Source organism: Burkholderia sp. Ac-20365, from assembly GCF_017104715.1.
GTDB lineage: Bacteria > Pseudomonadota > Gammaproteobacteria > Burkholderiales > Burkholderiaceae > Paraburkholderia.
Map to the genome: position 1 here is coordinate 44,269 of NZ_JAAGPI010000022.1, position 23,204 is coordinate 67,472.

A 23,204-nucleotide genomic window follows, 5' to 3' on the forward strand; every position below is an offset into this window, starting at 1 on the left:
AGCCGTACCTGGATGCCGGCGCACTCCCAGCATGCGCCGGTCTTACGAATCATCTTGGAGACCGCGCACAATGCGTTCCGTTATCGCAGATTCCAGGCGATTGGTGGTGAAAGTCGGCTCGAGCCTCGTCACGAATGACGGGCGCGGGCTCGATCACACGGCGATTGGCCGCTGGGCCGCCCAGATTGCCGCGTTGCGCGAGCAGGGCAAGGAAGTCGTGCTCGTCAGTTCGGGCGCGATCGCCGAGGGCATGCAGCGTCTTGGCTGGACGAAACGTCCGCGTGAAATCGACGAACTGCAGGCAGCCGCTGCCGTGGGGCAGATGGGCCTGGCGCAGGTTTATGAAAGCCGCTTCGCAGAGCATTCGATCCGCACCGCGCAGATTCTGCTGACCCACGCCGATCTGGCCGATCGCGAGCGCTACCTCAATGCGCGTTCCACGCTGTTGACCTTGCTGCGTCTTGGCGTCGTGCCGATCATCAACGAGAACGACACCGTCGTCACCGACGAAATCAAGTTCGGCGACAACGACACGCTCGGCGCGCTGGTCGCAAACCTGATCGAAGGCGATGCGCTGATCATCCTCACCGACCAGCAAGGTCTCTTCACCGCCGATCCCCGTAAAGACCCGAGCGCAACGCTCGTCCAGCAGGCCGACGCCGGCACGCCGGAGCTCGAGGCGATGGCGGGCGGCGCGGGTTCGAGCATCGGCCGTGGCGGCATGCTGACCAAGATTCTCGCGGCGAAGCGCGCGGCGCATAGCGGCGCGAACACCGTGATCGCGAGCGGCCGCGAAGCGGACGTGCTCGCGCGACTCGCATCGGGTGAAGCGATCGGGACGCAACTGATCGCGCGCACGGCTCGCATGGCTGCGCGCAAGCAATGGATGGCGGATCACCTTCAGGTGCGTGGGCACGTGGTCATCGACGACGGTGCGGTCGAAAAGCTCACAGAAGGCGGCAAGAGTCTGCTGCCAATCGGCGTGGTCGGCGTGCAGGGTGCGTTTGCGCGCGGCGAGGTGATCGCGTGTCTGAGCCCGTCGGGGCGCGAGGTCGCGCGCGGATTGACGAACTACAGCAGCGCGGAGACGAAGCTGATCCAGCGTCGTCCGAGCGGCGAGATCGAAACCGTGCTGGGTTACATGCTCGAGCCCGAGTTGATCCATCGGGACAATCTGGTGCTCGTCTAGAACCGTTTGCGTCCGCGAAACTCACAAAAAAAGCCGTCCCATCGCAAGATGAAACGGCTTTTTTGTTGTGTCTGCATCAAGACCGGGACGCCGCAAAATTCGCCTCGCGCGGCCCGAAGTCCGCTTCAGCCGCGGATCAGCGTACTGTTTGTGCGCTTGTACTTGATGTTGTTCAGAATCACATCCGCCTTGCCGACAGGCAGTTTGCTCGTGCAGAAGTAATCCTGATACAGCGCCGCGTGATACGCGTTCAGATCGCCATTTTCGATACGCGTCCACTCATTCTCGACCGTGCGGTCCCAGCCGTCGTGGTCCGCATTGAGACCCGCATACAGCTTCCACGAGTAATCCTCGCAGCGAATCCCTTCGTAATTCACGTTGCGGGCACCGCTCGGGCTCGTGATGACCACCGTGTAGCGGATCACACCGTCGCTATCGACCGTCAGCGACTTGTCGTCGAGCGCGAATTGCAGCGGTGTGTTCTGCGAAACGTTGAACGGCAGCAGATTGCCCGGCTGCGGCATGGACGGAAGCGTATCGACTTTCTTTTCGGTCCACGTCGACGGCCGGTCGAAAAGATACTGAAAGTCGCTCTTGGGTCCTTCGGACTTGGAGGCGTCAGTCGTAGTGGGATTCTTGGTGCTCGAACAACCAGCCAGCAGAACGCCCGCGGCGACGCACGCCACGGCGAAAGCAGATACTTTCAAAGTGATTTCCTCGAAACGCCGGCGCAGCGTGTCTCACGCCGCACCGGCAGATGCGGCGTGGACAGCCGCTTGGCGTCAGTCGCGCAGCCCCGGAACCTGAACTACGGCCGGGTCCTCCGTCGACGAACAGTCAGACGAGATTGTCGCACGCAGCGTCGTCTCGACCGCAATTGTCGTGGTGACCGTGGTCACCGACATCGCGGACTCAATCGACGCTCCAGGCGGCGCATTCACCGACGACGCCATCCGCGGATAGCGTTGCCCGTGATGATGGCCACCGGGCCGTTCCGTACGCGGCGCAGGCCGCCGCAGGAAGCGAGACAACTCCGTTAACGCCAGCTGATACACATCCCGCTTGAACTCGATCACACAGTCGAGCGGCACCCAGTACTCGTTCCAGCGCCAGGCATCGAACTCTGGGTGATCGGTCGCGCGCAAACAAATGTCGCAATCGCGTCCGACCATCCGGAGCAGGAACCAGATCTGCTTCTGGCCGCGGTAATGGCCGCGGACCTCACGCTTGATGAACTTGTCAGGCACCTCATAACGCAACCAGTCGCGCGTGCGACCGATAACCTTGACGTGCTCCGGAAGCAGGCCCGTTTCTTCGTGCAATTCCCTGAACATCGCCTGCACGGGGGTTTCACCGTACTTGATGCCCCCTTGCGGAAACTGCCAGGAATGTTCACGTAGACGCTTGCCCCAAAACACCTCGTTGTGAGCGTTCAAGAGGATGATGCCGACGTTCGGGCGAAAGCCTTCACGATCCAGCATACAACCACCTTCGAATCCTTTAAAATTGCTTTGATTATAAACAGATAACGGGTTCGACGCACCGCCTCGCACCAGATTGGCGCGATTGCCCGCAACAGGCTGCGTCCTACGCCGCGAATGCCGCTTTCCGACAGTTCCGGAGTGTCGTCGGACAAGCGCCCGCACATGCGACAATCGCGTTTCGGTCTGTCTTGCGTGCGCCGGCATAATCCGGCGCTCAGGCGCGCGAACCCATCGTCTTACCCTTTCGGGCGGCCCCTTTGGTCCGCCGCTTTTGGAAAATTCTGAATGAAAGCCTCCCGATTCTTTATTGGCACCCTGAAGGAAGCGCCCGCCGACGCGGAAATCGTCAGTCACAAGCTCATGGTGCGTGCCGGCATGATCCGGCGCGTCGCTGGCGGCATCTACAACTATCTGCCAATTGGCCTGCGCTCGATCCGCAAAGTGGAAGCGATCGTGCGCGAGGAAATGAACCGGGCAGGCGCGATCGAACTGCTGATGCCGGCTGTGCAGCCGGCGGAGTTGTGGCAGGAATCGGGCCGTTGGGAAAAATATGGTCCCGAATTGCTGCGCTTCAAGGACCGCAAGCAAACCGACTTCGTGATCGGCCCGACGCACGAAGAAGTGGTGACGGACATCGCGCGCAACCAGATCAAGAGCTACCGTCAGTTGCCCGTGAACTTTTATCAGATCCAGACGAAGTTCCGCGACGAAATCCGTCCGCGTTTCGGGGTGATGCGCGGCCGCGAATTCATCATGAAGGACGCGTACTCGTTCGATAAGGACATGGACGGCCTGCGCGAGTCGTATCGCAAGATGTACGACGCGTACGTGCGCATCTTTACGCGCCTCGGTCTCGACTTCCGCGCGGTTTCGGCGGACAACGGGTCGATCGGCGGCAGCGGCTCGCACGAATTCCACGTGATCGCCGATACGGGCGAAGACGACATCGCGTACTGCCCGACCTCGGATTTCGCGTCGAACGTCGAAGCGGCTGAAGCATTGCCGCTGATCGCCGAACGTGCCGCGCCGACGGAAGAGCTGAAGAAGACGCCGACGCCGGGCAAGGCCAAGTGCGAAGCCGTCGCCGAGTACCTGAACATTCCGCTCGAAAAGACCATCAAGTCGATCATCCTCGCTACCGACAACAATGCAGAAAACGAAGGCGCCGAGCCGACCATCTGGTTGCTGATGCTGCGCGGCGATCACGACCTGAACGAAATCAAGGTCAACAAGCTGCCGGGTCTCGCCGAATTCCGCATGGCGACTGAAGCCGAAATCGTAGAGTGGTTCGGCACGCCGCCAGGCTACCTCGGGCCGATCAACACGAAGAAGCCGGTCAAGGTGATCGCGGACCGCACGGTCGCGAACATGAGCGACTTCGTGGTCGGCACGAACGAAGTGGACTTCCACACGACTGGCGTCAACTGGGGCCGCGATCTGCCCGAGCCGGTCGTCGCGGATATCCGCAACGTGAAGAAGGGCGATCCGTCGCCGGACGGCAAGGGCGTGATCGACATCTGCCGTGGTATCGAAGTGGGCCACGTGTTCCAGCTCGGCACCAAGTATTCGGAAGCGATGAACGCGACGTTCCTCGACGAAACCGGCAAGCCGCAGCCGATGCAGATGGGCTGCTACGGCGTCGGTGTCACGCGTATTCTCGGCGCGGCGATCGAGCAGAATTTCGACGACAAGGGCATCATCTGGCCGGAATCGATCGCACCGTTCGAAGTCGTGCTGTGCCCGATGGGCTATGACCGCAGCGATGCCGTGCGCGAGCAGGCCGACAAGCTGCATGACGAACTGACGGCAGCGGGCATCGACGTGATTCTCGACGATCGTGGCGAGCGTCCGGGCGTGATGTTCGCCGACTGGGAACTGATCGGCGTGCCGCATCGTCTGGTGATCGGCGACCGTGGCCTGAAGGACGGCAAGATCGAGTATCAGGGTCGCCGCGACACGGAAGCGACGCTGCTGCCCGTCGAAGGCGCGGCGCAAGCCGTGATCGACAAGATCAACGCAGCGCTCGCGCGCTGATCGGAGCGGACGGTGGAGTACAACTTCCTGTCCGCGACCGTCCTGCTCATTCTCATTACTGATCCACTCGGCAACATCCCGCTCTTTATCAACTGCCTGCGGGGTGTTGCGCCTCACCGGCGCATTCGCGTGATTCTGCGCGAAGTCGCCATCGCGTTCGTGATCCTGCTGGTCTTCATGCTCGTCGGCGACCGCTTTCTGCGGATGATGAGTCTGACCGATCTGTCGTTGCGTATCGGTGGCGGGATCGTGCTGTTCCTGATCGCGCTGCGCATGATCTTTCCGCATCCCGATGGTCCGTTCGGCGCCGACACGCGTGCCGCCGAGCCGATGATCGTGCCGCTCGCGATTCCTGCGCTGGCCGGTCCGTCGGCGCTGGCGACGGTGATGCTGCTGACATCGCAGGCGCCGAGCAAGATGCTCGAATGGATGGCGGCGCTGACGGTGACGATGATCGTCTGCGCGGTGGTGCTGGTGATGGCCGAGCGCATCCAGCAATGGCTCGGCGAGCGCACGGTGATGGCGTTCGAGCGGCTGATGGGCCTCGTGCTCGTCGCGATTTCAGTGGAGATGATGCTGGGCGGGATCCGCACTTTCGTGCATCAGCTCGACAAATAGCGGCTGATCGAAGCAACAAAAAAGCGACCTCGAAGGGTCGCTTTTTTATTTGCAACTTTAGAGCCAACCGGCGCGCGGAAGTGTCAGGCGCCTTCCGTCAAAGCACGGATAGTCGGCAGATTGCGCCAGTAGCCCTTTGCGTCCATCCCGCAGCCGAACACATAGCGGTCCGGCACTTCGAAACCGCAATAGTCCGGGTGCAGCGGCTTCGCCTTCTGCAGGATCTTCTCGCACAGCACCGCGCTCATGAAACGCTTCGCGCCCATATCCATGATGCGGTCGCGGATCGCGGCCATCGTCTCGCCTTCGTCGAGGATGTCGTCGAGCACCAGCACGACGCGGTCCTTCACGGAACCCGATGGCGCCACACGCCATTGCATCTCGGCGCTGCCCTTGATCGCGTTGCGATAGCGCGTGAGGTGGATGTAGTCGAACTCGAGCGGGAAATCGAGATGCGGCAGCAGCATGCCCGTGAACACCGCCGCGCCGCCCATCACCGACAGCACGAGCGGAAAGTCTTCGGCCATTTCGGTGCGGATGGCGTCGGCCATGCGGGTGATGGACGCGTTGACGTCGCTGGCCGAAACGATTTCTTCGGAGTGACTGAAAATGTGGAGAGCTTCTTCGCGATTCATGACGTCTGGCGGGCGGTAACTGTATACATAGTGTGAAAGACAACGACCCTGTGCGCTACAGCATATACCCGCGCCTTGATTCGGCATACGCGAAGGGCCGTGCTGGCCGTCGCGCGCTCATAGTGTGAATGAAGCGCGCGACGGCCGAAAAAAATCAGCGCATGCCCGGCAACATGCCCTTCATGCCGCGCATCATCTTCTGCAGATTGCCGCCCTTGAGCTTTTTCATCATGGTGCGCATCTGGTCGTACTGGTTCAGCAGGCGGTTGACTTCCTGAACCTGCACGCCCGCGCCCGCCGCGATGCGGCGCTTGCGCGTCGCCTTGATGAGGTCGGGTTTCGCGCGCTCCTGCGCCGTCATCGAATTGATGATGCCTTCCATGCGGCGCATCTGCTTTTCGGCCTGGCCCATGTCGGCGCCCGACGCGGCCTGCTGGAACTGCGCCGGCAGCTTGTCCATCAGCGACGACAGACCGCCCATCTTCTTCATCTGCGAAAGCTGCGCGCGGAAGTCGTTCAGATCGAAATCGCCGCCTTTCTTGACCTTGTCGGCGAGCTTCTGCGCGGCCTGAACGTCGACGCCGCGCTGCGCTTCCTCGACGAGCGCGAGAATGTCGCCCATGCCGAGAATCCGGTTCGCCATGCGGTCCGGATAGAAGATTTCGAGGCCGTCGAGTTTTTCCGCGACACCGACGAACTTGATCGGCTTGCCCGTCACGTGACGCACCGACAGCGCCGCGCCACCGCGCGAATCGCCGTCGAGCTTGGTCAGCACGACGCCGGTGAGCGGCAGTGTGTCGTTGAACGCCTTCGCGGTGTTCACGGCATCCTGACCGAGCATCGCGTCGACGACGAACAGCGTTTCCGCCGGGTTCAGTTCCTTATGAAGCGCGGCGATTTCGTTCATCATCGCCTCGTCGATACCGAGACGGCCGGCCGTGTCGACGAGCAGCACGTCGTGGTAATGACGCTTCGCCCAGTCGACGGCGGCGCGCGCGATATCGACGGGTTTCTGGTCCGGCTGCGACGGGAAGAAATCGGCGCCGACCTGTTCGGTCACCGTCTTCAACTGTGCGATAGCGGCGGGGCGATACACGTCGCACGACACCGTCAGCACTTTCTTCTTGTACTTCTCGCGCAGCAGTTTGGCGAGCTTGCCGACCGTGGTCGTTTTACCCGCGCCCTGCAGACCGGCCATCAGAATGACGGCGGGCGGCGTGACGGCGAGATTCAGTTCGACGGCCTTGCCTTCGTAGTCGCCGCCGATCACCGCCGTCAGCTCGCGCTGCACGACGCCGACGAGCGCCTGACCCGGCGACAGGCTGGAGAGCACTTCCTCGCCGAGCGCCTTCTCCTTCACCTTCGCGATGAAGTCGCGCACGACGGGCAGCGCCACGTCCGCTTCGAGGAGCGCAAGGCGCACTTCGCGCAGCATCTCCTGGGTGTTCGCCTCGGTGAGCCGGGCTTCGCCGCGCAGCGTCTTGACGACGTGCGCCATCCGTTGAGTGAGATTGTCGAGCATGGGGGCGATGAGCAGTGCGGCCCGTTCGCACCGCGCGAGAGCGGCGGACTTTGGAGGGCCTGGTGTAAACTTCCAATATGGATATTGTACTGTATGCCCTCACTGCGCTCCTCTACGGCGGCCTGGCCGTCGCGGGCTGGCGCGCGCACCGGCAGGCGGCGACCGGGCCGATGCTCGAAAGCGTGCCGCCGCTTCCTGCCGCTGCGCCGCTGCCTGCGGGCGGGCGAGGGCTGGCGGGCGCATCCGCCGGCATGTCGATGACGACGCGCGTCGTGACGCTCGCCGCGCTGCTCGCGCATGGCGTGCTGCTGCACACCACCATCTTTCCGCACGACGCGATGGTGTTTGGTTTCGCATTTGCACTGTCGGCAATGTTCTGGCTCGGCGCGGGCATCTACTGGATCGAGAGTTTCTTTTTTCCGCTCGACGGTCTGCGTCTGCTGGTGCTGCCGCTCGCGTGCATCGCGTCGCTGCTGCCGCTCGTGTTCAACGGCGTGCACGTGCTGTCGTATGCAGCCGATCCGCTGTTCAAGCTGCACTTTCTGATCGCGAACGTTGCCTACGGTCTGTTCGTGATCGCCGCGCTGCACGCGATCCTGATGCTGCTCGTCGAGCGGCGTCTGCATGCGATGCGCGGCGGTGCGCTCGCGCGGCAGAGCGCCGCAGCCAACAACGGCTGGCTGTCGAGCTGGCTCGACACGCTGCCGCCGCTGCTTACGCTCGAGACCTTGTTGTTCCGTCTGATCGGCGCGGGTTTCGTGCTGCTGACGCTGACGCTCGTGTCGGGCATCCTGTTCAACGAGCAGCTTCTCGACCGCGCGTTGCAACTCGATCACAAGACCGTGTTCGCGCTGCTGTCGTGGGTCATGTTCGGCGCGCTGCTGACCGCGCGCAAAGTGTCGGGCTGGCGCGGCCGCGCGGCATTGCGCTGGGTGCTCGCGTCGTTCGTCGCGCTGTTGCTCGCGTATGTCGGCAGCCGTTTCGTATTCGAGGTGCTGTTGCACCGTCCTGTGGTCTGAGTGTCATGCGACAAATTTTTCTGCTGATCCTGTTGTTCATCGTCGGCCAGTGGCTGGTGAAGGCGCTGCGTCGCGCCGATGCAGCGCGTACTTCGGCGCGCACGGGCGCGGGCGGCGATGCCGGCGCCAACGCGCGTACCGGCGCTCGCCCTAACGGACAGGCAAATGGTCAAGCGAACGGTCAAACGAACGCCAAGGCTCCGGGCCAGCTCGCCGAGCCGATGATCCGCTGCGCGCAATGTGGCGTGCATGCGCCGAAGAGCGAGTCCGTGCTCGTCGCGGGGCAGACGTTCTGCTCGCACGATCACGCGCAACGTTACGCCGCACGCCCGACGGGCCGCGACGCACGATGACGGCACCCGCGAACGCGCGCGTCACCGTCGATGCAAACGGCTGGATCAACGAAGCGCGCAAGCTGCCGTCGCCGAATTTCGAGGTGCGTCCAGACGGCGCACGTCCCACGCTGATCGTCGTCCACAACATCAGCCTGCCGCCGAATGAATTCGGCGGGCCGGGCATCACCGATCTCTTCCTTAATCGTCTCGATTGCGACGCGCATCCGTACTACGACACGCATCTGCGCGGCGTGCGCGTGTCGGCGCATTTCGTGATCCGCCGCGACGGCGCGCTCGAGCAGTACGTCTCATGCGACGAGCGTGCGTGGCATGCGGGCGCGTCGAACTTCTTCGGACGCGAGCGCTGCAACGACTTCTCGATCGGCATCGAGCTCGAAGGCAGTGACGCGTCGCCGTTCGAAGCGGCGCAATATGAGACACTCGCGCCGCTCGTGCAGACACTCACAGCGCACTACGCGATCGACGCGCTCGCCGGTCACTCCGACATCGCGCCGGGCCGCAAGACAGATCCCGGCCCGCACTTCGACTGGCTGCGTCTGCAGGGCGACACCGCGCTCGCCGATCCGTACTTCCCCTATCTGCATCCTTCCACGCGCACGCCGATAACGCGTTAAGCGAGTTCCTTTTCTGCGCGCCAGCCAACAGACAGCGCAAGCACGTTGTGTTTGCGCCTTCATTTGCCCGACAGCTTTTTCTGACGCGGCCATCGCAAAAGTCAAGATCGTCTGACCAAATAAAAGAATTTGCGATGGCGGTTCAGTACACTATACTTCGTGCCGTTAATCAGTTTTTGCACAAGATGTAGTGTTTGTCAGGCGGCGCCCCGCTCCATGAGCATGGCGCCGTCAGCATTACCGGCACTGAAAAATCTGATGCGGCGCAACCAGTTACGACAACCGGGGGCGTCGGCAAATTCGAAGAAAAGGCGCAGCCAAGTGATCGCGACACACACAACGTTGAAGTACGTCCACTCGGATCTGTCGCATCCGGTCTGTCTGTTTCACGGCTCCCGCTGTTCCTCTTCTTCTTCCTCATCGCATGCGTCCGGGGTGGCGCAGCGTTTGTACTAATCCGCGGTAACTCCGCACTATTCCAAGACCAGGAGCTTTGCACATGCAAACCACCGACAACGTGACGACCCGGTTCGAAGGCGCACCCGCTGGCCGCCCCGAAGCGCTCGCACAGGGCGCAGCAGCGCTCGCGCCCCAGACGAACTACGCCGACTACAAGGTGATGCGTCGCAATGGCGGCGTGGTGTCGTTCGAGCCGTCGAAGATCGCCATCGCCGTGACGAAGGCGTTTCTCGCCGTCAACGGTGGTCAGGGCGCGGCGTCGGCACGCGTTCGCGAACTGGTCGAGCAGCTCACGCACAACGTCGTGCGCGCGCTGGTGCGCAGCCGTCCGAACGGCGGCACGTTCCATATCGAAGACATTCAGGATCAGGTCGAACTCGCGCTGATGCGCACGGGCGAGCACAACGTCGCGCGTGCGTACGTGCTGTATCGCGAGAAGCGTAACCAGGAGCGCAGCCACGAACCGGAAGCACCGGCAGGCGCGCCCGGTCTGAACGTGACCGACAACGGCATCACGCGTCCGCTCGACCTCGCAGCACTGCGCGGCATCATCGAATCCGCATGCGCGAACCTGGGCGACGCCGTGAGCGCCGACCCGATCGTCGCGGAAACGATCAAGAATCTGTACGACGGCGTGCCGATGAGCCAGGTCTATGACTCGGCCATCCTCGCTGCACGCACGATGATCGAAAAGGACCCGGCATACAGCCAGGTCACGTCGCGCATCCTGCTGCACACGATCCGCCGCGAAATCCTCGAAGAGGAAGTCACGCAAGCCGAAATGGGCGAGCGCTACGCCGAGTACTTCCCGCAGTTCATCAAGCGCGGCGTGAACGCCGAGCTGCTCGACGACAAGCTGCTGCAGTTCGACCTGAAGCGTCTGGGCGCTGCGCTCGACGCGAACCGCGACCTGCAGTTCGGCTACCTCGGCCTGCAGACGCTGTATGACCGCTACTTCCTGCACATCGACAGCACGCGTATCGAAATGCCGCAGGCATTCTTTATGCGTGTCGCGATGGGTCTGTCGCTGAACGAGATCGACCGCGAAGCGCGCGCGATCGAGTTCTACAACGTGCTGTCGTCGTTCGACTTCATGTCGTCGACGCCGACGCTCTTCAACTCGGGCACGCGTCGCTCGCAACTGTCGTCGTGCTACCTGACGACGGTCGACGACGACCTCGACGGCATCTACGAAGCGCTGAAGGAAAACGCGCTGCTGTCGAAGTTCGCCGGCGGTCTGGGCAACGACTGGACGCGCGTGCGCGCACTCGGTTCGCACATCAAGGGCACCAACGGCAAGTCGCAAGGCGTCGTGCCGTTCCTGAAGGTCGTCAACGACACGGCTGTCGCCGTGAACCAGGGCGGCAAGCGCAAGGGCGCGGTGTGCGCGTACCTGGAATCGTGGCACCTGGACATCGAAGAATTCCTCGAGCTGCGCAAGAACACGGGTGACGACCGTCGCCGTACGCACGACATGAACACGGCGAACTGGATTCCCGACCTGTTCATGAAGCGCGTGCACGAAGGCGGCGACTGGACGCTGTTCTCGCCGTCGACCTGCCCGGACCTGCACGACCTGTTCGGCGCGGACTTCGAGAAGGCCTACACGGCTTACGAAGAGAAAGCGGCACGCGGCGAGATCAAGCTGTTCAAGAAGATTCCGGCGGCGCAACTGTGGCGCAAGATGCTGGGCATGCTGTTCGAAACGGGCCACCCGTGGATCACGTTCAAGGATCCGTGCAATGTGCGCTCGCCGCAACAGCACGTCGGCGTCGTCCACTCGTCGAACCTGTGCACGGAAATCACGCTGAACACGAGCGACGCCGAAATCGCCGTCTGTAACCTCGGCTCGGTGAACCTCGTCGCGCATTTGAAGGAACAGGCCGACGGCACGCTCGCGCTCGACCACGACAAGCTCAAGCGCACCATCAGCGTCGCGATGCGCATGCTCGACAACGTGATCGACATCAACTACTACGCGGTCGCCAAGGCGCGTAACTCGAACCTGAAGCACCGTCCGGTCGGTATGGGCATCATGGGCTTCCAGGACTGCCTGCACATGCTGCGCACGCCGTACGCATCGCAGGAAGCCGTCGAGTTCGCCGACCGTTCGATGGAAGCGGTCTGCTATTACGCATACTGGGCGTCGACGGAACTGGCGGAACAGCGCGGCCGTTACTCGACCTACCGAGGCTCGCTGTGGGATCGCGGCATCCTCCCGCAAGACTCGGTGAAGCTGCTGGCCGACGCGCGCGGCGGATACGTCGAAGTGGATTCGAGCGAATCGATGGACTGGGCGTCGCTGCGTGCGCGCATCGCCACGCACGGCATGCGTAACTCGAACTGCGTCGCGATCGCGCCGACGGCGACGATCTCGAACATCATCGGCGTGTCTGCATGTATCGAGCCGACGTTCCAGAACCTGTACGTGAAGTCGAACCTGTCGGGCGAATTCACGGTCGTCAACGACTACCTCGTGCGTGACCTGAAGGCGCGCGGCCTGTGGGACGAAGTGATGGTCGCCGACCTGAAGTACTTCGACGGCTCGCTGTCGCGCATCGACCGTGTGCCGGGCGACCTGCGCGCGATCTACGCGACGGCCTTCGAAGTCGATGCAACGTGGCTGGTCGAAGCGGCGTCGCGCCGTCAGAAGTGGATCGACCAGGCGCAGTCGCTGAACATCTACATGGCAGGCGCGTCAGGCAAGAAGCTCGACGAGGTCTACAAGCTCGCATGGCTGCGTGGCCTGAAGACGACGTACTACCTCCGCACGATGGCGGCAACGCACGTCGAGAAGTCGACGGTCGCACACGGCGCACTGAACGCGGTGCCGTCGAGCGACGGCGGCGCGGGTGGCGCAACTGGTGGCTTCGGTGTTGGCGGCGGTGTCGGTTCGTCGGGTGTGACGGGTGGCTTCCAGGCATCGGCAGCATCGGCTGCTGCAGCATCCGCAGTGCCCGCAGTCGAAGCAGCGCCTGAAGCAGACGGTCCTGTTTGCATGATGCGTCCGGGCGATCCTGGCTTCGAAGAGTGCGAAGCCTGCCAGTAAGCGCGGCGCTTCACACGTAGTGAGTGAACCGCCGGCGCCCGCCGGCGGCGAACGACAGGCAGCAAGCAGATAAGTAGCAGGCGATGAGCGGCGTCAATCCAGCGCGCCGTTCATCGTGAGACGATGCCGGCGACGGCTCGTCGCAGACGCAAGAGCAGCACGCAGCGAGGAACATCGCGTGCTACACACTTCGTCGATGCGTGCGAGAAAACCCTGAAGGGCGCACGCAAGATGAAGCCGGCAAGAGAGCGCAAGAATGCCTCGTGCAACGCGCGTCCGACACGCTTCGCACGACATGCTCGACGCAAGCGAAGCAGCAACGCTTCGAGTTCGGAACGACGCAGAAGCAACGCAAACGCAACGTAGAAGCAACGCACACGCATCACTGAAGCATCGCTCTTTCGATCGTGCATCGCGCTTCATCGACACACGTTTCGATCGACTCGCAACGCGTGACCTTCACATACCGAAGAACAAAGTGTTGTATGTAGGTCGCAACGCGATTCGAAAACAGGATTTTTCATGAGCGGACCCTTTTAACGCTCGTGAAAAGATGGTACAAACCGATCTAAATTGATGGTGACATTTATGCTCAACTGGGATGACGAGATCACTGCCGTAACTCCCTCGAGTGCTTCGCAACAAAACGTGTTGCGCAACGCTGCGGGAACGGCTGTCGGTTCGCAAGTCGAAACGCGTTCCGCTCATCAAGCTCCCTCGGCCCAACAGGTCTTCGCGAACGACATCGCAATCGCTCCGCCGGCGCATACGCCGGCAGTCGCTTCCGAAGCTCGCGTGAATGTCGCCGACAAGCGCATCATCAACGGCCAGACTGACGTCAACCAGCTGGTGCCGTTCAAGTACAAGTGGGCGTGGGAAAAGTATCTGGCCGGTTGCGCGAACCACTGGATGCCGCAGGAAATCAACATGTCCCGCGACATCGCGCTCTGGAAAGACCCGAACGGGCTGACGGAAGACGAGCGCCGCATCGTCAAGCGCAACCTCGGCTTCTTCGTGACGGCCGACTCGCTCGCGGCGAATAACATCGTCCTCGGCACGTACCGCCACATCACGGCGCCCGAATGCCGCCAGTTCCTGCTGCGCCAGGCGTTCGAAGAGGCGATCCACACGCACGCTTACCAGTACATCGTCGAGTCGCTCGGTCTCGACGAAGGCGAAATCTTCAACGCGTATCACGAAGTGTCGTCGATCCGCGCCAAAGACGAATTCCTGATTCCGTTCATCCACACGCTGACCGACCCGGCCTTCAAGACGGGTACGCTCGAAGCAGACCAGAAGCTGCTCAAGTCGCTGATCGTGTTCGCGTGCGTGATGGAAGGCCTGTTCTTCTACGTCGGCTTCACGCAGATTCTGGCGCTTGGCCGTCAGAACAAGATGACGGGCGCGGCGGAACAGTACCAGTACATCCTGCGCGACGAGTCGATGCACTGCAACTTCGGCATCGACCTGATCAACCAGATCAAACTCGAAAACCCGCATCTGTGGACGCCGGAGTTTCGCGCTGAGATCCGCGAAATCTTCAAGCAGGCGGTCGACCTCGAATATCGTTACGCAGAAGACACGATGCCGCGCGGGGTGCTCGGCCTCAATGCGTCGATGTTCAAGAGCTATCTGCGCTTCATCTGCAACCGACGTTGCCAGCAGATCGGTCTCGATCCGCTGTTCCCGAACGAGGAAAACCCGTTCCCGTGGATGAGCGAGATGATCGACCTGAAGAAGGAACGCAACTTCTTCGAGACTCGGGTTATCGAATATCAGACCGGCGGCGCGCTGTCCTGGGAATAACCCAACGCGTCGTGTATGTATTTGATGGGGTTGCCGCTGGCCGTGCCGCGGCAAGTTTGGTGAGGAGCATGATCGCCTGATGCAGAGCGTGCCCGGTGTGTCGTGGATTACCACGGCCTATAAAGATCACAGGCACTTTGCGAACCCTTCAGTGGGATGGGCAAACTTCCCCCCGGAAAAAGCCGTTCGCCATAAAGCGGGCGGCTCGATCAAACGATTCGCGGCGTCGGTATCCGACGCCGACTGGACTTGGCGCGCTGTGCCCGTTGATGGCACGGCGCGCCTTACCGTATTCATTAGCGTAAGCGCGCTGGAGCTGCGTACGCCGATGAATAGCCCGCTTCGAAGTGGCCGCCTTGAGAAGCGTCTGCGGGAAGCGGGTTTTGACGAAGGGTGTAGTTTGAACTGAACTCTCATCTCAAAACCTGAAGGAGAAAATGATGGCACTCGCCAAGAAGAAACCGGCAGCGAAGAAGGCTGCAGCGAAGAAGGTTGTCGCGAAGAAGGCAGCACCGGCGAAGAAGGCAGCTGTGAAGAAGGTTGCTGCGAAGAAAGTCGCAGTGAAGAAGGTTGCAGCGAAGAAGGCAGCGCCGGCCAAGAAGGCAGCTGTGAAGAAGGTTGCTGCGAAGAAGGTTGCAGCGAAGAAAGTTGCCGTGAAGAAGGTTGCTGCGAAGAAGGCAGCGCCGGCGAAGAAGGCAGCTGTGAAGAAGGTTGCAGCGAAGAAAGTTGCCGTGAAGAAGGTTGCTGCGAAGAAGGCAGCGCCGGCGAAGAAGGCTGCAGCGAAGAAGGCCGCTGCGAAGAAGGCGCCTGCTAAAAAGGCTGCCGCCAAAAAGGCTGCGCCTGCGAAGAAGGCTGCCGCGAAGAAGGCCGCTGCGCCTGCGAAGAAGGCTGCCCCTGCGAAGAAGGCTGTTGCGAAGAAGGCAGCACCTGCTCCGGCTGCGCCCGCTGCTTCGACGGCGCCGGCTGCTACGGTGAAGACGGCTCTGAACCCGGCAGCGGCATGGCCGTTCCCGACGGGCAGCCGTCCGTAATCGTTTGACGCACGTGAGTGCGTCGTTTGACTGAGTCTTGGTGCTCAGTTGAGCTTGATCCCGTCGCTGGGGAACTGGTGGCGGGATTTTTTGTTTTTTTGGTTTTGGTTTTGGTTTTTTGGGTTTTGCCTGCCGGCGGCTTGGGGTTGGTGCTGTTGGGTTTTGGTTTGCTTGTCGTTTCGCTGGCATCCGCGATTTGCTTTCGTGCTTCAGGCGTTGCCCCTGTGCGGGGCGGCACCTACTTTTCTTTGCCGCGGCAAAGAAAAGTAGGCAAAAGAAAGCCGCTGAACACCGCCAGTGCTAGTTTTTGCCTGAGGGCCCCCAACGGTTCCTCTCCTTCATGCGGCGCCGCTCTTCTCAACGCCCGCTGCCAACGCCTTGAACTGGCGCCTCACCCGCTTCACACACCCGCGTCGCCACTGGCGCGATCAAATCTTCCACGTTCTATAGCGGCAAACTGTGTGTCGGCTCTCGCGACGTATGCGCTCCACTCCGGACTGAAAAACACGATCGGTGTCGTAAGAGCGCGAACGTGCGAGGCACTACGACCGACACACAGTTTGCCACCTGGGCGGCTGCAATCATTCGCTGCCGTTGGCTGCGCTACGGGTGAGCGAAGTGGGTGAGGCGCCAGTTCAAGGCGTTGGCAACGGGCATTGAATGGCAGAACGCCGTGTGAAGTGGAGGACCCGTTGGGGGCCCTCAGGCAGTGGTCAAGAACGGGCGGTGTTAGCCCGCTTTCTTTGCTTACTTTCTTTGCGGCGGCAAAGAAAGTAAGTGCCGCCCCGCACAGGGGCAACGCATGAAGCACCAGTAACAAAACGCGGATGCCAGCAACGACACAAGCAACCCAAAACCACCCCAACCACCAAAAAGGCAAAAAAAAACGCATGCACAGGGGAGCACATGCGTGTGAGGTTGCCGACACGACGCCTACACGCCGCCGGCAGGGAAAACAATCAGAGGTCAGTGCGTAACGCGAGTCACCCCACCACTCGATAGCAGCCGCACACGCTCGCCAGCGCGAAATATCTCACGTGTAGCGCTTTGCGTAATAGCCCGCAGATCACCGTTATCGAGCCGCACGGTAATCTCGACGCCATCCCGCATCGCCGTGCTGTTCTCAATCGTGTTGCCCGCGACAGCGCCGGCCAGCCCGCCGACAATACCCGTCAGAATCGACCCGCGTCCACCGCCGATCGCGCTACCCGCAACCGCACCCAGCGCGCCGCCGCCAACCGCGCCAATGCCGCTCGGCTGACCATTGTTCGAGCTGATCTTCACCGCCCGCACGCTGTCCACTGTGCCCATGCGCACGGTCTCTTCGCGCTGCGCCTGCGACGACGTATAAACATCGGCGGAACTGCTGTTGTACGCACAGCCCGTCAGGGCGAGCGAACTGACGATAACCGCGCCCAGTACCAGGCGACCCAACGTACGACTCGTTGTTTTCATTCCCTTGACTCCAAACGGGCCCGTTTCGAGCCCCTCAAACACGACCGGTCAGGCGCGGTGTATGCATAGCGGGCTTTGCCCGCTAACGTCACGCGCCCTCAGGCAGCGCGTACCCGAACGCCTGCTCAAACCGTTCGTTGATCTCCGCGCGCGAAGGCGCATAGTTCTGCGGCCCTTGATGTTCGATCTTGAGCGCGCCCATCAGGCTAGCGAGACGGCCGGTGGTCGCCCAGCCAAGACCCTTTTCGATGCCGTGCAGCAAACCGCCCCGGAACGCATCGCCGCAACCCGTCGGGTCCAGCACCTGCTTCGCCTTGACGGCCGGAATCTCTTCGATGCCGCCCGCATGATGAATCTGCGCGCCATGTTCGCCGCGCGTGACGATCAGTGCATCGACGCGGCTCGCGATCTCTTCAATCGACCAGCCCGTCTTGTTGCTCACCAGCGCAGCTTCGTAATCATTGACTGCAACGTAGGTGGCAAGTTCAATCATGCGGCGCAGCGACGCGCCGTCGAAGAGGGGCAGCCCCTGGCCCGGATCGAAGATGAACGGAATGCCCGCTTCCGCGAATTGTTCGGAGTGCTGGATCATGCCGTCGAAACCGTCGGGCGCCACGATGCCGAGCTTCACGCCGGGCTGGTCCGCGCGGTTCAGGTGCGACTGCATCATCGCGCCCGGGTGGAATGCCGTGATCTGGTTGTTCTCGAGGTCGGTGGTGATCATCGCCTGCGCCGAGTACGTGTCGGGCAGCACGCGCACGTGTTCCTTCGACAGACCGAGCGTGTCGAGACGGTCGATGTACAACTGGGCATCGACGGCGCCGAGCGTCGCCATGATGTGTGCGTCGCCGCCCAGCAGATGCAGCGAGTAGGCGATGTTGCCCGCGCAGCCGCCAAATTCGCGGCGCATCGTCGGCACGAGGAAGCTGACGTTCAGGATGTGGACCTGCTCCGGCAGGATGTGCTCCCGAAAGCGCCCTTCGAAAGTCATGATGTTGTCGTAGGCGAGCGAGCCGCAAATCAGCGTAGCCAAGGCGAGCGTTCCTATAAATGTGGATCGGTGTGTCGATCAGAGAGAAAAGGGCGCGACGATGTGACAGCGCCGCGCCCGATGCAACACGGGAGCGGCGCTGGGTCGACGCAGTGAGAAGCTTACTTCAGCGCGGCGAGCGCTGCGTCATAGTTCGGCTCGTTCTTGATTTCGCCGACGAGTTCAGCGTGCACGACCTTGTCGTTTTCGTCGACGACGACGACAGCGCGTGCCGTCAGGCCCGTCAGCGGACCGCTCGTCACGTCGACGCCGTACGCCTGCGCGAACTCATGGCCGCGGAAGGTCGATGCCGTCACGACGTTTTCGATGCCTTCCGTCGTGCAGAAGCGCGAGGCCGCGAACGGCAGATCGCCCGAGATGACGATCACAGCCGTGTTGCTCAGCTTCGCGGCGGCTTCGTTGAACTTGCGCGTCGACGTTGCGCAGGTCGGCGTGTCGAGGCTCGGCACGATGTTCAGCACCTTGCGCTTGCCCGCGAAGTCGGCGAGCGTCAGCGGCTTCAGATCCTTGCCGACGAGCGAGAAGGCGGGCGCTGCCTGGCCCACGGACGGGAACGTGCCAGCGACTTCGATCGGGTTGCCACCCAGCGTGACTTGACTCATGTTGTGCTCCGAAGATTCGTCAGGGATTGACGGGATGCGCGCCCGGTGTTTGCCGGGCGCGCGGATAACCTGCGCGCGCCGCAGAGCTGTCCGTTACGGATAGAAGATCTGCACGCGGAAATTCGAGGCGACGGCATCGCCGGTGTCGAGGCGCACGACCATTGTCTGCGTCGTGCGGGCGGGGAGACCCGCCGCAATCGGCGTGCCGGGTTTCACATAGTCTTGCGGCCACAGCACGCGCCGCACGGCGATGTTGTTGTTCTCGTCGAGCAGCGTCAGCTCGACGGCGGGATACGCGAGCGCGAGATCGAAACGGTTGCGCAGCGGCATCTTCAGTTCGAGTTTGTGCGGGCCGTCGATCTGGCGCAAGTCCGAAGGCTCGACCAGCAAGCCGTCGATGTCGCGCGGCGGCTCGACCTTGCAGCCCAGATGCGAGCATGCCTTGACGAACAGCGACTGCGCATCGGGCCACGCGACCATCACCGTTTCGCGTTGCCACCATGCGAGCTGCACGAGCAGCAGGGCGCCGAGCAGGCCGGCCGCGACGCCGCCCAGGATGTGCCACACGATGCGGCTCGGTTCGGGCGCGCGCGGTTCGCGCGTGACGGCGAATGCGTCGTCGCCGTCGGGTGCGGCGGCGAAGGGGCGGTTGTAGTCTTCGCGACCGGGTTCGCCGTAAGGCTCGCGCGCGGCGGCGCCGAAGCGCGGTTCGAGATCGGGTTCCGCCGACGGTGCGCCGAAGTAGGGTTCGCGCTCGCGGCTACGTTCGCCTTGTTCCGCATGCGCGGCGTGTTCGGCAGAAGGCATCACGGTGCGGTCTTCGTCGTCCAGCACGGACTTCGCGGGTTCGTCGCGACGCGACTCGCGCAGCGCGTCGTCGAACGGATCGTGCAGCGGTGCTTCGGGTTCGTGCTTCGCTTCTTGCGCTGAAAGATCCTGGTGCGCTTGCGCCGGTTCGCGAAGGGACTCCGGTTCACGCCACGCCTGGGACTCGTGGATCGCGGGCGCTGCGTCGAAGGTCGGCTCCGTTTTCGCGTGCGCTTGCGGCTCGGTTTTTTGCTCGAACGCCGGTTCAGCAGGCGTTTCGGCAACGGGCACAACGAGGGGCATTTCCGATGCCGCATCGACAGCCGCTTCGCTGTGCGGCTCGGCCTCGACCGGTTTGCGCGCGATCGCCTTTTCGAGGTTCATCGGCTGCGATTCGGTGAGTTCGAGCTTGAGCGGCGGCTGTGCCGAACTCGGAATCGTGACAGGCTTGAGCGGAATCGTCGACGCGTTATGGCGGATTCGCCGGTCGATCGACGCGTCGGGCGCTGGCGCCCACGGGTTCCACTCTTCCGCGCGGAAGTCGGGCGGATTCGCCGGTGATTCGTGTTGGGTTTGCGCGGCAGGCGTCGCTTCGGCTTCAACGGCGGGCGCCGGTTCTGCTGCAGCTACCTCGCCGCCCGGCTGCACCGCAGGCGCGGCGGACTGCTCTTCGACGTGTGCCGCCTCGCTGCCAGCTTGCGGCTCGACGACATGCTCAGCGACGACATCTGCCGCAGGCGTCGCAGCATGCGCGGCCCGTTCGACAACAGGCGAGGAGGGCGAGGAGGGCGAGGAGGGCACTTCGACAACAGGCTTCGCTTCCCGCACAGCCGTCACACCGCCATTCGCCAGCGTATCGAGCGTGTGCGCCGTCACATCGTCGATCGTGACGGGCCTGGCCTTGTCGATGCTCGCGCCGTTGCTCACGTCGAACAGGCTGCTCGATGCGTCGAACACTTCTTTGCAGTGGCCACAACGCACGAGTCCGCGGCGCAGCGTGAGCTGCTCCGGCTGGAGCCTGAAGACGGTTTCGCAGAAGGGACAGCGTGTCGCTAGAAGCATATCGAGCCGTAAGACCGGTTAGCCGCCAAGGAGCCGAATGGGGCCGGAAGCAAGCAAATATGCGTTATTCTAATTGCTTTCGCGTCGCGTACCCGCAAGGCATACCCAGCCTTCGTGTTCGCGCCACACCGCAATGTCGATCCACTGCTGATAGACCTGCGCTACTTCATCCGCCTGCCGCGCGAGAATGCCCGACAGCGCAATGCGTCCACCCGGCTTCACCTTCGACGACAACATCGACGCCATCAGCTTCAGCGGGTTCGACAGAATGTTCGCGACGACAATATCGAACTCGCCCGGCGGGCAATCATCAGGCAAACCGTACGTGACGTCGGCGCGATTGCGCTCGCTGTTGTGACGTGCCGATTCGACTGCTTGCGGATCGATGTCGATACCAAAGACGGGATTCGCGCCGCACTTTTTAGCGAGGATCGCGAGGATGCCGGAGCCGCAACCGTAGTCGAGCACCGACTGATCCTGCTTCACGTTCTGTTCGAGCCACTCCATGCAAAGACGCGTGGTCGGATGGCTGCCCGTACCGAACGCGAGGCCCGGATCGAGTTCGAGCACGAGTGCGTCGGGATCCGGCGCGTCGTGCCACGACGGCACGACCCAGATACGCTCGCCAATCGGAATCGGATCGAACTGGGATTGCGTGAGGCGCACCCAGTCCTGTTCTTCGACCTCGCGCACGCTGAACGACGGCGTATCGGCGAGACCGAGTTCATTCGCGGCGGCCGCAAGCAGCACGGCCGGCTCGTGTTCCGGCGCCAGCAACGCGATCACGCGCGAATGCGTCCACGCGGTGCGATCCGGCGTGAGACCGGGCTCGCCGAACAGCGGCTGCTCGTCGGGCGTGTCGGCATCCGCATCTTCGACGGACACCGACAGCGCGCCCAGTTCGAGCAGCGCATCCGACAACGCTTCCGCGTGCTCGCGTGCGAGTTCGACGACCAGTTCCCGGTAACTCATTGCTTACGCTTCTTCCGGTGCGGCTTGCAGTTTCTGCGCGAGCCGGTTTTCGAGGTAATGGATGCTCGTGCCGCCCTCGACGAACTTCGCGTCGAGCATCAGCTCGCGATGCAGCGGGATGTTGGTCTGAATGCCTTCGACCACCATTTCCGACAGCGCGATGCGCATCCGCTTGATCGCCTGTTCGCGCGTCGCGCCGTAAGCGATCAGCTTGCCGATCATCGAATCATAGTTCGGCGGAACGAAATAGCCGTTATAAGCGTGCGAATCGACGCGAATTCCGGGGCCGCCCGGCATATGCCACGAGGTCAGACGACCCGGCGACGGCGTGAACTTGAACGGATCTTCGGCGTTGATACGGCATTCGATCGCATGTCCGCGGAACTGGATGTCGCGCTGGCGGATGGCGAGCTTTTCGCCTGCCGCGATGCGGATCTGTTCCTGCACGATATCGATGCCCGTGATCAGTTCCGTGACCGGGTGCTCGACCTGCACGCGCGTGTTCATTTCGATGAAGTAGAACTCGCCGTTTTCGTACAGGAATTCGAACGTGCCTGCGCCGAGGTAGCCCATCTTCTTGCACGCGTCCGCGCAGCGGTCGCCAATGCGCTCGATCAGACGGCGCGCGATGCCGGGCGCCGGCGCTTCTTCGATCACCTTCTGGTGACGGCGCTGCATCGAGCAGTCGCGTTCGCCGAGCCACAGTGCGTTCTTGAACGAGTCGGCCAGCACCTGGATTTCGATGTGCCGCGGGTTCTCCAGGTATTTCTCCATGTAGACCTGCGGATTGCCGAACGCACGGCCCGCTTCTTCGCGCGTCATGTTGACGGCGTTCACGAGCGCGGCTTCCGTGTGCACCACGCGCATGCCGCGGCCACCGCCGCCGCCTGCCGCCTTGATGATCACCGGATAGCCGACCTGGCGCGCAATCTTCACGATTTCCTTCGGATCTTCCGGCAACGCGCCTTCCGAACCGGGCACGCAGGGCACGCCCGTCTTGATCATGGTCTGCTTCGCGGTGACCTTGTCGCCCATCATGCGGATGGTGTCGGGGCGCGGGCCGATGAACACGAAGCCCGATTGCTCGACGCGCTCGGCAAAGTCCGCGTTCTCGGACAGGAAGCCGTAGCCGGGGTGAATCGCTTCGGCGTCGGTGACTTCCGCCGCGCTGATCAGCGCGGGCATGTTCAGGTACGAGAGGTTCGACGGCGCCGGTCCGATACAGACCGCCTCGTCGGCGAGCTTCACGTACTTGGCTTCCTTGTCGGCTTCGGAATAGACGACGACCGTCTTGACGCCGAGTTCGCGGCACGCGCGCTGGATGCGGAGCGCGATTTCGCCACGATTGGCAATGAGGATTTTTTCAAACATAGCGGATATTCGACTCATCAATGGGCGCCGCGGGCCCGGTTGGTTCGAAGGGGCGGGCGGCTGCCTCA

20 protein-coding genes are annotated in these 23,204 nt (G+C 62.4%); 10 read left to right on the forward strand and 10 right to left on the reverse strand.

What is annotated here, in order from left to right:
• Positions 1-70: 70 nt before the first annotated feature.
• The gene (gene proB, locus G3O01_RS28835; protein ID WP_205810002.1) at positions 71-1,189 is read left to right on the forward strand and encodes a glutamate 5-kinase; all 1,119 of its coding nucleotides are present in this window, start codon (positions 71-73) and stop codon (positions 1,187-1,189) included.
• Between the two features lie 125 nt (positions 1,190-1,314).
• Here proB and G3O01_RS28840 read toward each other — a convergent pair whose 3' ends face one another.
• Positions 1,315-1,896 (reverse strand): CNP1-like family protein, encoded by a 582-nt coding sequence (locus G3O01_RS28840; RefSeq protein WP_205810003.1) that lies wholly within the window; start codon positions 1,894-1,896, stop codon positions 1,315-1,317.
• A gap of 75 nt (positions 1,897-1,971) precedes the next feature.
• Positions 1,972-2,670, reverse strand: a complete 699-nt coding sequence (locus G3O01_RS28845) for an RNA pyrophosphohydrolase (protein WP_205810004.1) — start codon at positions 2,668-2,670, stop codon at positions 1,972-1,974.
• Positions 2,671-2,958: 288 nt separating this feature from the next.
• Between G3O01_RS28845 and G3O01_RS28850 the strand changes: the two genes are divergently transcribed.
• Both G3O01_RS28850 and G3O01_RS28855 read left to right on the forward strand, forming a co-directional pair.
• Entirely contained in the window at positions 2,959-4,707 is a 1,749-nt protein-coding gene (locus G3O01_RS28850; RefSeq protein ID WP_205810005.1) for a proline--tRNA ligase, read from the forward strand.
• 12 nt (positions 4,708-4,719) lie between these two features.
• Complete coding sequence (locus G3O01_RS28855; protein ID WP_205810006.1) at positions 4,720-5,325, forward strand: MarC family protein; 606 nt, start codon at positions 4,720-4,722, stop codon at positions 5,323-5,325.
• Between the two features lie 83 nt (positions 5,326-5,408).
• On the opposite strand, the gene G3O01_RS28860 is transcribed toward G3O01_RS28855, so the two are convergent.
• Positions 5,409-5,960 (reverse strand): hypoxanthine-guanine phosphoribosyltransferase, encoded by a 552-nt coding sequence (locus tag G3O01_RS28860; protein WP_205810007.1) that lies wholly within the window; start codon positions 5,958-5,960, stop codon positions 5,409-5,411.
• Between the two features lie 154 nt (positions 5,961-6,114).
• Positions 6,115-7,482 carry a signal recognition particle protein gene (gene ffh / locus G3O01_RS28865; protein WP_205810008.1) on the reverse strand — a complete coding sequence of 456 codons (1,368 nt, stop codon included), beginning with the start codon at positions 7,480-7,482 and terminating at the stop codon, positions 6,115-6,117.
• A 77-nt stretch (positions 7,483-7,559) separates the two neighbouring features.
• Here ffh and ccsA point away from each other — a divergent pair, with 77 nt between their 5' ends.
• From ccsA to G3O01_RS28900, 7 genes are all read left to right on the forward strand, one after another.
• On the forward strand, positions 7,560-8,501 hold the full coding sequence (gene ccsA, locus G3O01_RS28870) for a cytochrome c biogenesis protein CcsA (RefSeq protein WP_205810009.1): 942 nt from the start codon (positions 7,560-7,562) through the stop codon (positions 8,499-8,501).
• A gap of 5 nt (positions 8,502-8,506) precedes the next feature.
• Positions 8,507-8,854 (forward strand): PP0621 family protein, encoded by a 348-nt coding sequence (locus G3O01_RS28875; protein ID WP_205810010.1) that lies wholly within the window; start codon positions 8,507-8,509, stop codon positions 8,852-8,854.
• On the forward strand, positions 8,851-9,471 hold the full coding sequence (gene ampD, locus G3O01_RS28880; protein WP_205810011.1) for a 1,6-anhydro-N-acetylmuramyl-L-alanine amidase AmpD: 621 nt from the start codon (positions 8,851-8,853) through the stop codon (positions 9,469-9,471). The genes G3O01_RS28875 and ampD overlap by 4 nt, the downstream gene beginning before the upstream one ends.
• Before the next feature lie 499 nt (positions 9,472-9,970).
• Positions 9,971-12,979, forward strand: coding sequence for a ribonucleoside-diphosphate reductase subunit alpha (locus G3O01_RS28885; RefSeq protein WP_205810012.1), 3,009 nt, complete (start codon positions 9,971-9,973; stop codon positions 12,977-12,979).
• 588 nt (positions 12,980-13,567) lie between these two features.
• Positions 13,568-14,785: a ribonucleotide-diphosphate reductase subunit beta gene (locus G3O01_RS28890; protein WP_205810013.1), complete on the forward strand. Its 1,218-nt coding sequence runs from the start codon at positions 13,568-13,570 to the stop codon at positions 14,783-14,785.
• A gap of 79 nt (positions 14,786-14,864) precedes the next feature.
• Positions 14,865-15,194, forward strand: coding sequence for a hypothetical protein (locus tag G3O01_RS28895; RefSeq protein WP_205810014.1), 330 nt, complete (start codon positions 14,865-14,867; stop codon positions 15,192-15,194).
• Positions 15,195-15,225: 31 nt separating this feature from the next.
• Positions 15,226-15,816, forward strand: a complete 591-nt coding sequence (locus tag G3O01_RS28900) for a histone H1-like DNA-binding protein (protein WP_205810102.1) — start codon at positions 15,226-15,228, stop codon at positions 15,814-15,816.
• Between the two features lie 966 nt (positions 15,817-16,782).
• Here the strand turns inward: G3O01_RS28900 and G3O01_RS28905 are convergent.
• The 6 genes from G3O01_RS28905 to accC all read right to left on the reverse strand — a co-directional run bounded on the left by G3O01_RS28905 (position 16,783) and on the right by accC (position 23,136).
• Positions 16,783-17,271, reverse strand: a complete 489-nt coding sequence (locus G3O01_RS28905) for a glycine zipper 2TM domain-containing protein (protein ID WP_205810015.1) — start codon at positions 17,269-17,271, stop codon at positions 16,783-16,785.
• Between the two features lie 88 nt (positions 17,272-17,359).
• Positions 17,360-18,304: a carbohydrate kinase family protein gene (locus tag G3O01_RS28910; RefSeq protein ID WP_205810016.1), complete on the reverse strand. Its 945-nt coding sequence runs from the start codon at positions 18,302-18,304 to the stop codon at positions 17,360-17,362.
• Positions 18,305-18,423: 119 nt separating this feature from the next.
• Positions 18,424-18,924, reverse strand: a complete 501-nt coding sequence (tpx, locus tag G3O01_RS28915) for a thiol peroxidase (protein WP_205810017.1) — start codon at positions 18,922-18,924, stop codon at positions 18,424-18,426.
• 93 nt (positions 18,925-19,017) lie between these two features.
• The gene (locus tag G3O01_RS28920; protein ID WP_205810018.1) at positions 19,018-20,793 is read right to left on the reverse strand and encodes a DUF3426 domain-containing protein; all 1,776 of its coding nucleotides are present in this window, start codon (positions 20,791-20,793) and stop codon (positions 19,018-19,020) included.
• A gap of 69 nt (positions 20,794-20,862) precedes the next feature.
• On the reverse strand, positions 20,863-21,765 hold the full coding sequence (prmA, locus tag G3O01_RS28925) for a 50S ribosomal protein L11 methyltransferase (RefSeq protein WP_205810019.1): 903 nt from the start codon (positions 21,763-21,765) through the stop codon (positions 20,863-20,865).
• Positions 21,766-21,768: 3 nt separating this feature from the next.
• A complete protein-coding gene (accC, locus tag G3O01_RS28930) occupies positions 21,769-23,136 on the reverse strand; it encodes an acetyl-CoA carboxylase biotin carboxylase subunit (RefSeq protein ID WP_205810020.1) in 1,368 nt (455 codons plus the stop codon).
• Positions 23,137-23,204 lie beyond the last annotated feature (68 nt).

Coding starts and splice junctions, on each gene's coding strand:
- G3O01_RS28845 (WP_205810004.1), bottom strand. CDS start 2,670: ATGCTGGATCGTGAAGGCTTTCGCCCGAACGTCGGCATCATCCTCTTG.
- prmA (WP_205810019.1), bottom strand. CDS start 21,765: ATGAGTTACCGGGAACTGGTCGTCGAACTCGCACGCGAGCACGCGGAA.
- tpx (WP_205810017.1), bottom strand. CDS start 18,924: ATGAGTCAAGTCACGCTGGGTGGCAACCCGATCGAAGTCGCTGGCACG.
- ffh (WP_205810008.1), bottom strand. CDS start 7,482: ATGCTCGACAATCTCACTCAACGGATGGCGCACGTCGTCAAGACGCTG.
- G3O01_RS28900 (WP_205810102.1), top strand. CDS start 15,226: ATGGCACTCGCCAAGAAGAAACCGGCAGCGAAGAAGGCTGCAGCGAAG.
- ccsA (WP_205810009.1), top strand. CDS start 7,560: ATGGATATTGTACTGTATGCCCTCACTGCGCTCCTCTACGGCGGCCTG.
- G3O01_RS28885 (WP_205810012.1), top strand. CDS start 9,971: ATGCAAACCACCGACAACGTGACGACCCGGTTCGAAGGCGCACCCGCT.
- G3O01_RS28895 (WP_205810014.1), top strand. CDS start 14,865: ATGCAGAGCGTGCCCGGTGTGTCGTGGATTACCACGGCCTATAAAGAT.
- ampD (WP_205810011.1), top strand. CDS start 8,851: ATGACGGCACCCGCGAACGCGCGCGTCACCGTCGATGCAAACGGCTGG.
- G3O01_RS28875 (WP_205810010.1), top strand. CDS start 8,507: ATGCGACAAATTTTTCTGCTGATCCTGTTGTTCATCGTCGGCCAGTGG.
- accC (WP_205810020.1), bottom strand. CDS start 23,136: ATGTTTGAAAAAATCCTCATTGCCAATCGTGGCGAAATCGCGCTCCGC.
- G3O01_RS28905 (WP_205810015.1), bottom strand. CDS start 17,271: ATGAAAACAACGAGTCGTACGTTGGGTCGCCTGGTACTGGGCGCGGTT.
- G3O01_RS28860 (WP_205810007.1), bottom strand. CDS start 5,960: ATGAATCGCGAAGAAGCTCTCCACATTTTCAGTCACTCCGAAGAAATC.
- G3O01_RS28920 (WP_205810018.1), bottom strand. CDS start 20,793: ATGCTTCTAGCGACACGCTGTCCCTTCTGCGAAACCGTCTTCAGGCTC.
- proB (WP_205810002.1), top strand. CDS start 71: ATGCGTTCCGTTATCGCAGATTCCAGGCGATTGGTGGTGAAAGTCGGC.
- G3O01_RS28890 (WP_205810013.1), top strand. CDS start 13,568: ATGCTCAACTGGGATGACGAGATCACTGCCGTAACTCCCTCGAGTGCT.
- G3O01_RS28850 (WP_205810005.1), top strand. CDS start 2,959: ATGAAAGCCTCCCGATTCTTTATTGGCACCCTGAAGGAAGCGCCCGCC.